At 31.9% G+C, this 14,240-nt stretch carries 14 protein-coding genes and 1 pseudogene; 7 read left to right on the forward strand and 8 right to left on the reverse strand.

Going from position 1 to position 14,240, the window contains the following annotated elements; all coding sequences use genetic code 11:
- Positions 1 to 143: 143 nt before the first annotated feature.
- Together ID741_RS18655 and ID741_RS18660 are read left to right on the forward strand one after the other, a co-directional pair.
- On the forward strand, positions 144 to 2,222 hold the full coding sequence (locus ID741_RS18655; protein WP_438721172.1) for an LTA synthase family protein: 2,079 nt from the start codon (positions 144 to 146) through the stop codon (positions 2,220 to 2,222).
- A gap of 882 nt (positions 2,223 to 3,104) precedes the next feature.
- Positions 3,105 to 4,184: an NlpC/P60 family protein gene (locus tag ID741_RS18660; protein WP_438721173.1), complete on the forward strand. Its 1,080-nt coding sequence runs from the start codon at positions 3,105 to 3,107 to the stop codon at positions 4,182 to 4,184.
- Positions 4,185 to 4,428: 244 nt separating this feature from the next.
- Here the strand turns inward: ID741_RS18660 and ID741_RS18665 are convergent, their stop codons facing one another.
- From ID741_RS18665 to ID741_RS18700, 8 genes and pseudogenes are all read right to left on the reverse strand, one after another.
- The gene (locus tag ID741_RS18665) at positions 4,429 to 4,698 is read right to left on the reverse strand and encodes a hypothetical protein (protein WP_438721174.1); all 270 of its coding nucleotides are present in this window, start codon (positions 4,696 to 4,698) and stop codon (positions 4,429 to 4,431) included.
- A gap of 536 nt (positions 4,699 to 5,234) precedes the next feature.
- On the reverse strand, positions 5,235 to 6,362 hold the full coding sequence (locus tag ID741_RS18670) for an alpha/beta hydrolase (protein ID WP_218327167.1): 1,128 nt from the start codon (positions 6,360 to 6,362) through the stop codon (positions 5,235 to 5,237).
- Between the two features lie 559 nt (positions 6,363 to 6,921).
- Positions 6,922 to 7,152: pseudogene (locus ID741_RS18675) on the reverse strand (tyrosine-type recombinase/integrase); the annotation flags it as partial.
- 30 nt (positions 7,153 to 7,182) lie between these two features.
- Positions 7,183 to 7,425, reverse strand: a complete 243-nt coding sequence (locus tag ID741_RS18680; RefSeq protein ID WP_425514608.1) for a hypothetical protein — start codon at positions 7,423 to 7,425, stop codon at positions 7,183 to 7,185.
- Between the two features lie 87 nt (positions 7,426 to 7,512).
- On the reverse strand, positions 7,513 to 8,064 hold the full coding sequence (locus tag ID741_RS18685) for an Arm DNA-binding domain-containing protein (protein WP_438721175.1): 552 nt from the start codon (positions 8,062 to 8,064) through the stop codon (positions 7,513 to 7,515).
- Positions 8,065 to 8,188: 124 nt separating this feature from the next.
- Positions 8,189 to 9,325, reverse strand: a complete 1,137-nt coding sequence (locus tag ID741_RS18690) for an LPXTG cell wall anchor domain-containing protein (protein ID WP_218326137.1) — start codon at positions 9,323 to 9,325, stop codon at positions 8,189 to 8,191.
- Positions 9,326 to 9,543: 218 nt separating this feature from the next.
- On the reverse strand, positions 9,544 to 9,651 hold the full coding sequence (locus ID741_RS18695; RefSeq protein WP_218326136.1) for an LPXTG cell wall anchor domain-containing protein: 108 nt from the start codon (positions 9,649 to 9,651) through the stop codon (positions 9,544 to 9,546).
- Positions 9,652 to 10,749: 1,098 nt separating this feature from the next.
- A complete protein-coding gene (locus tag ID741_RS18700; RefSeq protein ID WP_218326135.1) occupies positions 10,750 to 11,028 on the reverse strand; it encodes a hypothetical protein in 279 nt (92 codons plus the stop codon).
- 180 nt (positions 11,029 to 11,208) lie between these two features.
- Between ID741_RS18700 and ID741_RS18705 the strand changes: the two genes are divergently transcribed.
- The 5 genes from ID741_RS18705 to ID741_RS18725 all read left to right on the forward strand — a co-directional run bounded on the left by ID741_RS18705 (position 11,209) and on the right by ID741_RS18725 (position 14,132).
- Positions 11,209 to 11,718, forward strand: coding sequence for a hypothetical protein (locus ID741_RS18705; RefSeq protein ID WP_218326134.1), 510 nt, complete (start codon positions 11,209 to 11,211; stop codon positions 11,716 to 11,718).
- A gap of 228 nt (positions 11,719 to 11,946) precedes the next feature.
- Positions 11,947 to 12,342: a hypothetical protein gene (locus ID741_RS18710; RefSeq protein ID WP_218326133.1), complete on the forward strand. Its 396-nt coding sequence runs from the start codon at positions 11,947 to 11,949 to the stop codon at positions 12,340 to 12,342.
- A gap of 108 nt (positions 12,343 to 12,450) precedes the next feature.
- Positions 12,451 to 12,798 (forward strand): ribonuclease G, encoded by a 348-nt coding sequence (locus tag ID741_RS18715; protein ID WP_218326132.1) that lies wholly within the window; start codon positions 12,451 to 12,453, stop codon positions 12,796 to 12,798.
- 359 nt (positions 12,799 to 13,157) lie between these two features.
- The gene (locus ID741_RS18720; RefSeq protein WP_218326131.1) at positions 13,158 to 13,628 is read left to right on the forward strand and encodes a universal stress protein; all 471 of its coding nucleotides are present in this window, start codon (positions 13,158 to 13,160) and stop codon (positions 13,626 to 13,628) included.
- 78 nt (positions 13,629 to 13,706) lie between these two features.
- Positions 13,707 to 14,132 carry a universal stress protein gene (locus tag ID741_RS18725; RefSeq protein ID WP_218326129.1) on the forward strand — a complete coding sequence of 142 codons (426 nt, stop codon included), beginning with the start codon at positions 13,707 to 13,709 and terminating at the stop codon, positions 14,130 to 14,132.
- The last annotated feature ends 108 nt before the right edge of the window (positions 14,133 to 14,240 follow it).

The raw sequence follows: 14,240 nt of genomic DNA on the forward strand, positions 1-14,240 counted from the left end.
AGTTATGGAAAAATTTATATGCAAAGATTTAAGGAATTTTAGTTAAAAATTAGTGTTCGTTGATCCAAATTAGTGATTTTTTTATGACTTCTGGTATAGTTATTTTGGCATTCGAATACTATCGCAGAAAGAAGTGGTTTTACGTGAATCGAATCAAACAAGGCTTAAAGAATCGTTGGAATATTTTATTAATTGCCGGCATTTATTTTTGGGCTAAAACAATTTTGGCTTATTATATTGACTTTTCTTTAGGTGTCGAAGGTTGGATTCAGACGGCAATCTTATGGATCAATCCAATCGCCACGATGTTGTTACTATTTAGTAGTTTTTTATATATAAAAAAATTGAAACCAGCTTTAATTGTATTGTGGCTAGCAGATTTATTGAATACCTTGGTGTTGTACATCAATATTATTTATTATCGTGAATTTACTGATTTTGTGACAATTAAGTCAATTTTAGGGTTTTCGAAAGTTTCTGAGGGAATATCGGGTAGTTCTTTAGCTTTGATGCGCATTCACGATATTTTCTATTGGTTAGATATTTTTCTATTATTAGCAGGAATTATTTATTTATTTGTTAAAAAAGTAGATATCACATCAAAACCAGTCAAAAAAACAGCCGCAGTTGCAGTAAGTATCTTTTCAGTATTGTTTTTTACAGTTAATTTATCAGTTAGCGAAGCCAATCGACCTCAGCTTTTACAACGAACTTTTGATCGAAATTATCTGGTGAAATATTTAGGTTTAGATACTTTTACAGCCGTTGATGGTTTTAACACAGCAAAAGCCAATGAAGTGAGAGCTAACGCATCTTCTGGTGATATCAATGATGTATTGAATTATACGAAAAGTCATTATGCTGCTCCAGATGAAAGTAAATTTGGGATTGCTAAAAACCGCAATATCATCGTATTGCATTTAGAAAGTTTCCAACAGTTTTTGATTAATATGAAGGTTGATGGACAGGAAGTTACACCGTTTTTAAATAGTCTCTATAATGATGATCAACAAACGTTGTCTTTTGATAATTTTTTCAATCAAGTTGGACAAGGGAAAACTAGTGACGCAGAAAACATGTTGGAAACTAGTACCTATGGCTTACCACAAGGTTCATTATTTACTCAGTTAGGTTCTGACAATACTTTCCAAGCGGCACCAGCCATTCTGAATCAAACGGAAGGTTATTCTAGTGCAGTTTTTCATGGGAATGTTGGCAGTTTTTGGAATCGGGAAGATGTTTATAAAAATCTAGGTTACCAAAACTTCTTTGATAAATCTTATTTTAGTTCGGATGATGAAACATTAGGTTATGGTATTTTAGATAAAGACTTGTTGCGGGAAAGTGTGTCTCATCTTGAGCATTTACAACAACCTTTTTATACGAAATTTTTAACAGTCACTAATCATACACCGTATTTAACCGATAATAGTAATTTTGATTTTCCATCATTAAATACTGGCGATGAGGTAGTCGATAATTATGTACGAACGGCTCATTATCTTGATCAAAGTTTAGAACAATTTTTTACGTATTTAAAAGCTTCCGGAATTTATCAAAAATCAATTTTCATGATTTATGGTGATCATTACGGCATTTCGGATACGAACAACCCTGATTTAGCTGAAACTTTGGGTAAAGATAAAGCAAGCTGGGATAGTTATGATAATGCAATGTTGCAAAGAGTGCCTTTGATGTTTCATATACCTGGCTATACAGGTGGAGGTGTTCAACACCAATATGGTGGAGAAATTGATGTGTTGCCAACTTTATTGCATTTAGTTGGTGTTGATACAAAAAATTATGTTCAATTTGGGAGCGATTTGCTTTCTGAAAATCATGATCAAGTTGTTGCTTTTAGAAATGGGGATTTTGTAACGCCTCAATATACTGAGCTAGGTGGGAAAACTTATGATACCAATACTGGCGAATTGATCGATTCACAAGCTGCAGGTATTGAAACTGAGATCCAAAATGAGCAACAAAATGTCAAAAAAGAACTAGAACTTTCTGATAAGTTAAATGAAGAAAACTTGTTACGATTTTATACACCAGAAGGATTTACAGCAGTTGATCCTAAATCCTATAATTACAAGAATCTAGATCAACAAAATGAAGACAAGGAAAAACAGCTTGGCGCAAAATCCACCAGTATATTTTCTGAGAATAATGATCAGACGACTATTAATTTATATCCAACAGATAATAGCACTGAAGAATAATATAGCTAAATCAGCCTTTGAATAAAAGGCTGATTTTTTAATAAAAAACAATATAGTTTTTTTGGAAAAAGAAATAACTATTCTGTAAATTAGATTATAAATAAACATAAACGTTTTTTTATAATAGAAGTATTGTTTGTTGGTGATAAGTTTCCTTACAGATAAATACATTTTTTGCTGACGCTATAATTTTTAGAATTTATCTTTTGTACATAGGAAATAATTAGTAATTCTTCAATGAATAATTACTAAAAAATAGAGATCATTTCAGAATAAAAAAAAATTCTAAGGGATCGTTAATAATTTTTTTTCGTTATTGTAATTTGCTGAGTGTTTTACTGGATTTTTTTTAAAAGATATCATATTATAACATAAGCCTCCTGTTGTTTCGTTACAAAAACAAACTGTAGGTTCGGACAGCTTCTTAATTGAAGCTGTCTTTTTTTTGTATTCAATTTATATATTTTTGGATGAACAGAAATTAGCTCAATAAGTCAATTATTCAATTGATTCCATTTGAATAGGTCAATCGGATTGAAAAAATAGCTTTAGATCTAATAAACAAAAACGTAACTGTATTCTCCTAAAGAAGAAGCTAAATTTCTAAATAATTGACAAAACTTTATCAGTCTAGTTTTTATAAGACAGAACTATTTCTTTTGTTACTAATATTACTTACCTTCGAAAAATGCAAAAATTCAAATTATATGTATATTTTATTTAATTGTGAATAAAAATAGACTTTTTTATAATTTTAAATTAGAAATTTCCAGAATTAGCTTTTTATCTCAGAAAAGACTAGACGAAATATGACATTTAGATTACAATTATTTCATTGATGTGACTAAAACATCAAATAAGATAGGAGAGAGGAAGATTTTTATGCGATTAGGAATGAAAAGTGGTTTATTAGTCGGGCTTTGTTTAGTTGGATTACAAGTGGGAGCAGTTCAATCATATGCAAGTGAAGTTACAAGCGAGCAACAACCACAAATTACAGAAAATCAAAGCAATTATGAACAAGAGAAACAGGAAGCTTTAACAGCTGGATATACTTTGGAACAGTTCGAAGCAATCATGGCAATACCTGATTTTGCTTCAGATTCAACCGCTCAATTTTTTTCTGCTACCACTCGAGCAGCAGCGACCGATCAACAAAAAGTAGTTAATATGGCTCAAGCACAAGTGGGTAAACCTTTTGGCTGGGGAGCTGTTGGACCAAATGCATTTGACGCGTCTGGCCTTGTACAATATGTTTTTAAAAATGCGGTTAACTTGAATGTTCCAGCTCCGACTACATCCCAAGAAAGAGTTAGTAGAGATGTTAGTATGAACGCCTTACAACCAGGAGATTTATTGTTCTGGGGGAACAAAGGAAATTCTACTAATGTTGCCATCTATATTGACAATGGTCAATATATTCATTCGCCGGGACCAGGTCAAACAGTGAAAGTTGGACAAATTGCTTGGTATCGACCTGATTTTGCTAAGAGAGTTTTGACAGATACACCGAAAGAGCGTCCAAATATAGATGGGCAACAAGCAAATGAAAGATATGTTTTCAGATTATACAATGGTTACGAAGGCAACCATCATTACACACAAGATTTAGGTGAAGCAACGAATTTACAAAATGTTGGCTGGAACTATGAAGGTGTTGGCTGGGCTGCACCAACGACTGGCGATACCGTTTACCGTTTGTACAATCCAAACAATGGTCGTCATTTCTATACATTAAGTGCTTCAGAACGAGATTGGTTAGTAACAGTTGGTTGGAAGAGTGAAGGTGTGTCATGGAATTCTGGCGGAAGCGTTCCTGTATATCGTGTATACAATCCAAATGCAACCGGTAGTCAGGATAGTCATGTTTACACAACCAATGCTGGCGAAAAAAATAATTTGGTTCGCTTAGGTTGGAGAGATGAAGGAACTGCTTGGTATGCGGTTCGTTCTTTACAATAAGAGATTAAAAAAAGAAGTCCTCGAATTTTTAAGCCTCTAAAATAGGATGCGCTCACTGCGTCCTGTTTAGAGGTTTTAATTATGCTCGATAAAATGAAAAAAGGAATCATTGGACATCAAAAAGCTAGTAAAATGAACGATTTGAGATTAGTGGTGCTAGTAACAGGAATTGTCAGTCTGTCGAATAAATGTAAAAAATCATCAGTCATAAATGAGTACAATAAAAAGCCCACAATTGGGCTTTTTATTGCATACGAATATCTAGTTCTCTAACAAATTCATCTTCGCTAATAATTTTAAAATCTTTGACGATTAAATGGTTTTCATCATCGGAAGGATCGAAAGACCCTTTTACAGAAATCAAATATTTGTTATTATGCAACATTAAAAATTTCATGCTGACAAAAAAATTACCGATGACACACTTAATTGTCCCGGATTCTGTTTCTAAAGTGAATCTTGCTAGAGAATCTCGTATTTCGACATTTGTGAGTAATCCAACGTAATTTTTCATATTTCCACCTCGTCAATTATTCTATAATATGAAAATAATTTTTTGAAGTAATAAGACGTTTTGTTTTAAAAAAATTTAAAAATAATATCAGTTATTTTAATATGTAAATATCACTATTATATGGTTTTTGTATAGATTCGAAAGAATATAAATAGATATTTAATAGGATGTTAGTTATTTTAATTTTGTTATTTAATATATTTTTAAAAACATTATATTAATAATTTTGACGAAAAAAAGCATTTAGACGTCTTAATAAAACAGTTCTAAGCGTATTTTTTGAGAGTATAATTATGTTTGTCTGTAATGTGGAATTCTAGTTAAAACTAAATTTTTTAATTGGGAGATAAAGGTTCAGGTCTTACAGAAGAAATATATTAAAACGCCCAAGCTAATTGCTTGAGCGTTTCAGTTTGTAGAATTAGGTTCATCGAGTGTTTTTTTACAATAAACAATTAAACTAAGTTTAAAAGAGAAACCATGATATAAACGGATAACAATAAGGGAAGATAACTTATTTTAATCAACAATCTAAATCATTGAAAGACGTTGTTTAAAAAATGTCGTAAACCTTCAGTGTATATTTCTGGATTCGTATCAAATGATTTGCCATGGATAGCGCCATCAACTACTAGTTTTTCTTTGTATCCAGGACTGGCATTATACATGTCTTCCATGTGGCTAATAGGTATAAAATCATCCGCACCACCATGAATGAATAATTTTGGAACATCTGTATTTTTAGCACTTTCTATTGGAGAAATTTGATCGATACTAAAACCTAATCTAGACTCAGTTCTTTGACTGATTTGATTTACTAATTGTTTAAAATCAACATTTTTTATTATAGGTAATAATTCTGAAAACCAAGAAAAAGCTTGTAGCATTTCCTCATGCAAATCAGCATACCCACAATCTTCAATATATGCAACAACATTAGGATGTGGAACATTTTGTGACAGTACCGTGGTGGATGCTCCCATCGAAACGCCCATTAATACGATTTTTTGATCGCTATTGGTTCGATTGACTTCATCATTAATCCACATATTTAAATCATCTTTTTCGTAGTATCCAAAAGTAATATATTTACCATCGCTTCCGTTTACTGCGCGACTGCTAATTAATAGGACATTAAATCCTTCTTCTGAAAAGAATTTGGCTTGTTTTATCAACTCATATTTTAATGCACGATAACCATGATGTAAGATAACAGTTTTATCAGAACCGTTATCAATATAACGACCTCGGAGCGTTATTGGATTGCTTACTTCTTCGCCATTTTCTTTTCGATATGTTTCTGTTGTAGTGATTGTTCGATCGCTAGTATTTTCTAACTTTTCATACCAATTTTTTACATACCAGTCAACACTGTCTATTTCGGGATTCTCTTTAATTTTTAAATCATCAAATAAATTCATAATTGGAATATCTGATTCAAAAATAACTCGAAACATCAAATTTGCTACAATAGAAGGGGCTTCTTGTTCAGATAATGTGGTACCTTGAATAATATTTTCTTCTGCTTCTGACAATTCTTCTTCAAAATCATTAATGATTTCTTCGCGATTATCCAGTGAGAAATCTTCGGTAGCTTGGGCATTTGAGCCGTTAATAAAGAATAAACTACAAACAGCGAGGCAAAAAAACATTCCTTTTTTCATAACATCACCAATCCTTTTTTTAATTATTAATTTCTTAATCAATCAAAATTAAAAGTTTCGAGTATCTAGATCGTTATAAAAAATTTATCAGATAACGCTTACAAGAACAATGGAAAAAATTACCGTAACGTTACGGCAACTTTTTATTTTTTAGATAAAAATTTAGAATGACCGTTCTAATGGATAGCGTATTAAAAACATCCGCTGCCTTTCCTATCTCAAACTTATATCAATTGGGTAGATATTTTTTTGGGTAAGTTACGAGTTAAAAGAAATTAATAAATTGAAATAATCAAAGGGTGTTCAAAAGACCTTCAAAAAAAATCCGCTAAGCGTCAGTAGAAAAGGCTCTACATCAATGCTTAGCGGACATCATATTCTATTTGGCGGGAATGTGTAGGTTTAAAATGTTATTTTAATTAGTTTGGAATAGCATGGAAAACACTGTTGAAATAGGATTCTTCATCTAGCGTATTTAAATAATTATCAATGATTATAGGCGCGTCCGTGGTCAAAACCGTAGTCAAAAAAAAGTGTAATAAATAACGTCGTATTGTTATTAAAAGTCGACGTATTTTGCTAGTTTTTGGACTGTTTCTCGTTTTCGTTCTTCGGTCACATGGATGTATAAATCTATAGTGATTTGGACGGAAGCGTGACCTAACCTTAATTGCACATCCTTAATAGTTGCGCCTGATTCAAGAAGAGTCGCGTTCGTATGTCTAAATCCATGGATGGTAATCCTCTTCAATTGGTATCGATCGATAATTGAATTAAGCCATTTTCTTGGTTGTGAATGCTGTACGAATTCATTTTCTTTTTAAAAGAATACTAGCTGTTTTGCATGCATAGTATTATTACCAATCTTCAAGAGATCTTCTCTTTGAATTTTTCTCCATTCTTTTAAGATAGAGATTTTTTTATCATCTGTTAGAATTTCCCGCCAAGAATTTCTAGTTTTAGGATGTTCAATATATAATCGTCTGTTTTTCCACAGGTTCAAAGTTTTGGTGACCTTAATCATCTGATTGTCAAAATCAATATCTTCCCAATATAAACCCAAAGCTTCACCTTTACGCAATCCGGAGAAAGCTAAGGTACGAAAAAAGACCTACTTTTTAAAAGATTCTTTCTCTGCAATAGATAGGAATTATTCTAGTTCTGCCTTAGTAAAGAAATTTAGCCGTTCACTATCATCGACTGATTTTCTTATCTTAGGAATAATGATTTTGTTAAAGGGATTTTCTTTTGCATAATCCAAACGAATTGCATAATCAGAGATTCGAGATGCATTGCTAATGATCTGTCGATACAAAGCATATTTATCAGCGACAGTATTCCCGAATCTTTGAACTGCAGTAGGTTTAATTTTGTTGATTTTTAATTTTACAAAGGAGGGAAGAATTACTTTCTCATAAATCTGTTTGGTTTTTACATAAGTGCTTTCTTTAACAGTTCGCTCGTAGTTAACAAGCAATAGATTAGTCACTGCTTGATAAGTCAGTTCGTGCTTAGTTTTAATTGTGTCAGGATTAAAATTTATTTCTAATTTCTTGTAAGCTGCGATTGCGTCTTTCTTAGTGGCAAATCCTCGCCTAGTAGTGCGGCATTCTTTTCCAGTTGATTCATTAATTCCTAAGTAAGCTTTAAAGGACCAAGCTTTCTCGCCGTTCTTTTTTGTATATTGCTGGAATTGTGTCATAATCATTCTCCTCATCATTGCATAGGCAAGCATAGATAAGATATAATAATTGAAACATTTATGTTATCACATCCACTCAAACTTGGTAGGGGCGAGGGGTGTGTTTTTTAATAATGTTTGGAAATTATGCTGTCTTTTTTTTGTTAATAAAATAGAACAATGCTATTGAACCAATTGTGATTGGTATACCGAGAATAAAGTAAGAGCTTGATTCACTACCTGTTTGTGGTAAAGTTTTTGAAGTGTACGATGGCTTACTTAAGCTACTAGTAGCACTCGGAACAGTATTACCAGTTTCAGTTGAAGCTATTTTATCTCCTAAAATGGTTACATCACTAGATGCAAATACTTTATCTTGATAACTAAACTCTACACGGTATTTACCTGGCAATGAAATATTAATAGCTCCAATATTTTTATCGCTATTTTCAGTAGAAGCTCTTAATCCGTTAAGTACTGCTTGATTTTCAGTCATTACTGAAATTCTGTCCACAGTTGTCTTACCAAGAAGAGCATTAAGATCGTAGTGATATACTTCAGCATCAGGAGTCACATAGACGAAATAAGATTTAGTTATTTTAATTTTTAAATCAGCTTTGTTACCATTGAAGGTAACTGAATTTAATAATTGCTCATTTGACAGAACTTTTCCTAGTTCGACATTAAATGTTTGATCTTTAGAAGATAATTCTATAAGTGGAGCTTCGGAAGTTGAAGAGGTTGACTCTTCGCTATTTGATGAACTGTCTGACGAGCTTTTACTAGATTTGTCCTCAGTATCTTTATTCACGGCTAGTACATCAAGCATTTCAGGAACTGAATTATCGATATAGAAAGCTGAGTTAGCTTTAACTGAGTCTACTTCAATTTTTGGCACTCTTACTTTTACACTTTTATTGACATCATTATCTGGAACAGCAATGTAATCAACTTGATCTTCAGCTAGATCTTTATAGAAATCTTCATTTTCTTGAGCATTTTTTATATATTCAATTTGTTGAGCTTTATTAGGTTCGAATATTTCAGTATTGTATTTTTTCTTGGCAGTTACTCTTCGCTCAGAAGTACTAGTCAAAGGTGTCCAATGACCATCCTTAAATTCAAATGTATCAACACCATCCCCTACATCGCGATTCCATACATCTTGATTCTTTACATTTTCAGTAGGTTGCTCTATAGAAGTATATACTTCAGCAAAAACTGAAACATTGCCACTTAAGAGTAGACACAGTGAAAATAATAAATAGAAAATCTTTTTCATTTTTACATCCCCTAAAAAATATTTTTTATTTAAAAGTCTAATCCAAACAATTCTTTGCAAGAAACTAGACTTAAAAACCCCTTTTATTTCTTTTTCCTCATGTTTCTAACAAATATAATTATGGCGACTACACATAAAATCCCACCGACTGCAAAAGGTAGGAAGTATGCGATATCTAAAATATCGAATCCTAGCAAAAGGATCACCTTCTCTTTGTATTATTTTTTGTTGCTTTTGTATAGATAAATTAATACGGCTATAACTATAATTGCGCCGCCAATCCATGGCAAAGCGCTCATGATTTTTTCTCCGGTATTAGGTAGCATGCTAGGTTCCTCCTCTCTGAGTTTATATTTTGTAAAATGAATGTTACATCTCGGAAGGTTACATTATAAGGACCTGAATTAGTAGCGCCAAAATTCATAACGATAGTAGCATTCATACCTGCAGCAATAATATTGGGAATATTGTTAGAGTAACTACTTGAATCAAATTCAGCTAAGGATTTATTCCCAACGTATAAATCGAATTATTGCGCATTGAAACTGATAGGGGAAGAACTAGTATTTTCAACAGTTGCTGTTACTCGTACAGGGATTACGCCTTCAGAATAATCATTATTCAGTCCTATAGGTGCATTCTCGACTACAGAGTTTACTGTGATTTTCTCACTACTTTTGAAGGTTACATATTCACTTAAGGAGAAAGTTTACGACGATTCACTATTATAATATTTTTCATAAAAATTCTCAAATGTAATATCATCATCTGAACTTTCCTCTTCATAGAAATCTTCCTCGTCAATGTCATCATAATCTTCTTCATCCTCAATAATATCTTCCTGATTTTGGGAGTCATTATTTTGTCTGCTGTCACTACCAAGTTCGCTACCAACAAAAACCCAAAGCAACAGTGATTAAAGCTAAGATTATCCATAAAACAAGATTTTTGAAATCACTATTATCTTCCCTTTCTTTTATTTAATCTCCAATTTCCTAATAATATTGTTAGAAGCTATTTCAAAATGAGATGGATATTTTTTAGTCCACGTTGCAGCGTGGGCTTTTTTATACAAGTCATGCTCCCAGCCGAGCCCCAAATTGAATTCTTCAACAAGTAGAGAATAATTATATTGTCTTCCACTTTAATTTATTAAATAATTGATCATAAATGAATCTGCATCATTTTCCATCTTTATGCGTATGCGAAAAATAGTTTTTTTGTACAATTCATAAAAGGCGGTGTGATCAACAGCATGTTTGTTTTCGTGCAAAATTCCTTTTTTGCTCAATAAGACTGATACTGTCATTTACAAACATTGTTTTTAATTTTGGAACATAAAAGCCAAAGAGTCTTATTTTGTAAAAGACATTACAATCACGTTTTTTTCTAATAACTCCACAATATCATCCATAGTAACAACCTCATTTGCTTTTTCTGCCAGCTAAAAATTTTCTCACTGCTTCCTTATCAGCTTCTGTTAACTTTTCTCCATTCCAGCTCATCACACCATCAAGAACATCATTCAAATCCGCACCAGATATAAATGAAGAGGAATTTGTTTTTTCGCTTGATCTATCAAGCAAATAATCTATAGAAACGTTGGAAAAGTCTGCGACTTTTATTGTAACGGCGCAGAATTGTGAAATGAATGCAGATAAAGACTTCCACGATGCAGTGATAGAAGGTATCGAAGAAATCAAACAAGCTCTGGGATATTAATAAAATTAGATTACAGATTTGGAATTCATCTTGAAAAAAATCAATCTTGATATTAACTTATAAATAACCTCTGTTGATATATTTAGTCAAAAATATATATAAATTCACTTGCAAATGGTGTTTTTTAAGCTATAATGAGAAAACATAAAGGAGTGCGATATATGGAGAAGTTTATATTAGGGTTAATTTTTGTTATAGGTGTTATATTTGCAGTGACAATAAATGTGAGTGATGCTGAGGCTACATTGGGAACAAAGCCAATTTATCGAATGTACAATTTGAATACAGGGGAACATCTTTTTACACCAAGTGATCGAGAGTGTTCTTTAATTTTAAAACTTGGATGGGTATCAGAAGGGGTTGCTTATTATGCCCCGGTTGAGCATTCAGGAAATGTTCCTAGTATAAAAAGACTTTATAATACTGCGGCTGACGACCATCATTACACCGTCAGTAATGAAGAAGTGGAATATTTGGTATCTCAAGGTTGGAAAAATGATCAAATTGAGTATAGTGGTGCTGGAAGTAATGGATTGCCGGTGTATCGTCTGTACAATCCCAATTCAACCACTGGAACCCATCATTTTACTCTAAATACTATTGAGAGAAGAGGATTACTCAAACTTGGCTGGATTGACGAAGGAGTTGCATTTAAAGCTCTGCTTCAATAATAGAAGAGAATGTACAAAGAGTATTTAAAAAGAATAAAAAAATTTAGGTATGTCTCAAAAATCTGTTATAGATTTTATGGAACATACCTATTATTGTATTTGAAAATTATTAAGTATATTTAAAGTCGAGTACTACAGGTACATAATAAATTAGGGGTTATGATTTTTATTTTAGAATTAATTCTGATAGTCTATGACTATCAATTAAAAAGAAGGAGATTATAAGCTATGCTTGATGATAAATTAAAATGTTCTAAATGTAATACCCTTTTTTACTATGATGAAGTCAGAAATCTTGAGCAACACAAAAAAGAAGAGATGCCCATTAAGTGTCCCAATTGTGGGAATATAGTAAAATCTAAACTATCACATGGATATTTTACAACATATGTAGATAAACAATTATTGAAACACAAAACAAAAAAACCTTTGTACTATAAAAATATAGTCACTGGGGAAAGAATTTCAACAAAGGAATTTAATGAGTTAGTTAAGTCAAACGAATTTATGTTATATAACGATGCAGGTTCGGTTATTCCTGATTTGATGGATGATTTGTTAACGGAGGATGAAAGCACAAATAAACCTGAGAATTATGTGCCAGTATTCCAAGAAGAAGTATGACTGGATATAATCGTAAGACTTTAGTTAATACTAAGGTCTTTTTTTTCACATTTATTCCTCATTTTGGTATGATTAGAAAGTTCTAATTAAATATAAGAGGAGTTTTCAATGGACGAATTGTCAAACAAAGTAGTACCACAAGAAGTAAAGGGATGGAACTGGGGAGCATTCATGTACAATATTATGTGGGGGATTGGTAACAAAACTTATTTGCCATTATTATGCCTAATCCCACTATTTAACCTTGTATGGATCTTTATTTGTGGATTTAAAGGCAATGAGTGGGCTTGGCAAAAAGGTGATTATAAAGATGTGGAAACATTTTTAGCAGTTCAAAAAACATGGAGCCGAGCAGGCTTGGTACAATTTATTGTTGCAATTATTTTTATAGTACTATACTTTTTATTTATCGCAGCAGCTTTAGCAACATTTGTAAATAATTACCCAGGATATTAATTAAAAGACCACTAATGAAGTGGTCTTTTTTCATCCATTATTACACGCGCATATTCAACGATTTAAAAATTTGAGTTCTTAGAGGTCTTCAATATTCGTTTTATTCGGAATAAAGCCAAGTAATTTGCTCCGTTGAGTTAAATAGATTCTCTTTTCTAAAGGTTTTAAAAAAGTATAGCTATTATGTTTGAAGTTTATTGTGATATTTTAAAATCGAATTCTATACCGACTTTTAGCTGAGCAGACGACTCGTGTTCGTTCGATTTTATGTTCATGTCTTACAGTTACATAATTAAAGTGAAATAATTTACAATACTGTGATTTTGCACTAAACTAAACATTGAAAAGAGGTAATTTTTATGAAAAAGAAGATTTTGGTTTTAATGGAAAACACTGGATCACCTCAAAAGGCCTTAAAAGAAGGAGAACGTTTAGCAAAAAAAGATTCCTCCGAACTGCACGTTTTAATTTTTAATACAAATCAAAAAGAAATTTACGAATTAGAAGAGGAACAGACTTACGTTTTGGCGGGAGATATTGGAGGAGAAGAAGTAGCTCGAGAAGAAAATACAATCAAGGATATTGAGAATAAAGATGCTGAAAGAACAGATAATTTTGTTTCTGAACTTAAAAGAGTAGTTTCAACAAATCTGATAATATCGTATGTAACTTCTTCTATCAAAAGTGATGTTGTAACATATTCTGAAGAAAATAATATAGATTTAATAATTCTAGGGCAAGATGAAGCAATGTATAGTCGCAGGAGTTTTGATTCATTAATAAAACATGTGGTAAACAAGACCAAAGCTGATTTACTAGTAATCAAATAGTGACTAAATAATAATCAATCAGTTTTTTTTATCTGTTATCTTAGCGAGATAAAAAATATTATTAAAGAGGTGAATTAAATGATTAAACAATATAAAAATATTTTAGTCCCAGTTGATGGATCAAAAGAATCTGAGGATGCATTAGAAGAAGGACTAAGAATTGCTGAAAGAAATTCAGCGAAATTGACCGTTATTTATGTTAGAGATGTTAATCAAACTATTCAAAACCCATATGGAGCTGATTTGGTTTTTGAAGATTTAAATGAAGAAGAAAAATTGATTAAAAGTAATGTTGAAAAGGTAATTAAAAGATATAAGGAGTCAAATTTTGTTTCTATGACAGGATACCCTAAACATACCATTACAAAATACGCAAAAGACAAAAATATTGATCTCATAGTTATTGGTGCGACTGGAAAAAATAGTTTTGAGAGAATCCTAGTTGGCTCAGTAACTTCTTATGTTCTTAATCATGCACACTGTAATCTTTTAATAGTTAGATAGTAAATACAAGACCACTACTAATCTAGTGGTCTTTTTTCATCCATTAAAATACGCTCACGTTCAATGACTAGAGATTTGAGTTCTTCGAGGCCTTCAAGAGTGGCTTTA

The organism is Enterococcus sp. AZ103, from assembly GCF_051714685.1.
GTDB lineage: Bacteria > Bacillota > Bacilli > Lactobacillales > Enterococcaceae > Enterococcus_A > Enterococcus_A alishanensis.

Bases quoted from the DNA above. Each gene is read 5' to 3' on its own strand.
- ID741_RS18705 (WP_218326134.1), top strand. From the start codon at position 11,209: ATGGAGAAGTTTATATTAGGGTTAATTTTTGTTATAGGTGTTATATTT.
- ID741_RS18725 (WP_218326129.1), top strand. From the start codon at position 13,707: ATGATTAAACAATATAAAAATATTTTAGTCCCAGTTGATGGATCAAAA.
- ID741_RS18720 (WP_218326131.1), top strand. From the start codon at position 13,158: ATGAAAAAGAAGATTTTGGTTTTAATGGAAAACACTGGATCACCTCAA.
- ID741_RS18710 (WP_218326133.1), top strand. From the start codon at position 11,947: ATGCTTGATGATAAATTAAAATGTTCTAAATGTAATACCCTTTTTTAC.
- ID741_RS18670 (WP_218327167.1), bottom strand. From the start codon at position 6,362: ATGAAAAAAGGAATGTTTTTTTGCCTCGCTGTTTGTAGTTTATTCTTT.
- ID741_RS18715 (WP_218326132.1), top strand. From the start codon at position 12,451: ATGGACGAATTGTCAAACAAAGTAGTACCACAAGAAGTAAAGGGATGG.
- ID741_RS18690 (WP_218326137.1), bottom strand. From the start codon at position 9,325: ATGAAAAAGATTTTCTATTTATTATTTTCACTGTGTCTACTCTTAAGT.
- ID741_RS18685 (WP_438721175.1), bottom strand. From the start codon at position 8,064: ATGACACAATTCCAGCAATATACAAAAAAGAACGGCGAGAAAGCTTGG.
- ID741_RS18660 (WP_438721173.1), top strand. From the start codon at position 3,105: ATGCGATTAGGAATGAAAAGTGGTTTATTAGTCGGGCTTTGTTTAGTT.
- ID741_RS18695 (WP_218326136.1), bottom strand. From the start codon at position 9,651: ATGCTACCTAATACCGGAGAAAAAATCATGAGCGCTTTGCCATGGATT.
- ID741_RS18665 (WP_438721174.1), bottom strand. From the start codon at position 4,698: ATGAAAAATTACGTTGGATTACTCACAAATGTCGAAATACGAGATTCT.